The 693-nt window shown below is 68.8% G+C and carries 2 protein-coding genes; both read right to left on the bottom strand.

All coding sequences use genetic code 11. The annotated features are described in order from the left end of the window. Positions 1-306, bottom strand: a 306-nt coding sequence (locus tag MOQ72_RS44170; RefSeq protein ID WP_242192042.1) for a DoxX family protein, incomplete at its 3' end; no start/stop codon positions are given. Between the two features lie 92 nt (positions 307-398). Continuing rightward, positions 399-693, bottom strand: a 295-nt coding sequence (locus MOQ72_RS44165; protein ID WP_504981929.1) for an SDR family oxidoreductase, incomplete at its 5' end; no start/stop codon positions are given.

The raw sequence follows: 693 nt of genomic DNA, 5'->3' as shown, positions 1-693 counted from the left end.
GAAGGCGATCGCGCCGGGTTCCTTGCGGCGGGCGTGGGTGAGTGCGGCCAAAACCATGACCACGGCCAGGCCGGTCGCGGCCAGCGGAGTCAGAACGGGGGCGATACCGGTGGCCGCGGGCAGGATCAGCCCAAGCGCGGCAGCCAGTTCCACGACGCCGATGAAACGCACGGTGCCTGCGGAGAAGTCATTCACCCACGGCAGCTTGTCGACCAGCTTCTCCTTGGGCTGGGTGGACTTCATGACACCCGCCATCGCGAACATGACGGCCAGCACCGCCTGCACGATCCACAGGAAGACGTTCACAGCACGAGATCCTTCGAGATCCGGTTACGGGCAGGGTCGGGAGGCGGGGAGGGGCGCGGATGAGCGGCCCATCACCGGGGTGGGACGGGCGGTCAGCCGTTGAAGACGGCCTCGGCACGGTCGCGGTTTTCGTGCAGTTCCCAGTACAGGGGTGCGATCTGCTCGGGCGTGGCCGTGGGGAAGCCTTCGGGGCCGCCGTCGCCGATCCACACGTTGATCGCGATGTGGGCGGCGTGCACGCCGCTGCCGGTCAGCTCCTTGTTCAGGTTGAGAACCCAGTTGCGCAGGGCCGCCTGCGCGGCGTTGACGTTGCCCAGCATCGGGATGGGGTCCACCGAGCCGCCGCCAGTGGTGACCAGCAGCGTCCCGGCGCCGGCCTCGCGCATG

Source organism: Saccharopolyspora soli (assembly GCF_022678645.1).
Classification (GTDB): Bacteria; Actinomycetota; Actinomycetes; order Mycobacteriales; family Pseudonocardiaceae; genus Saccharopolyspora; species Saccharopolyspora soli.
The sequence above is the reverse complement of the archived record's forward strand: the minus strand, read 5'-3'. Positions and strand labels throughout refer to the sequence as shown.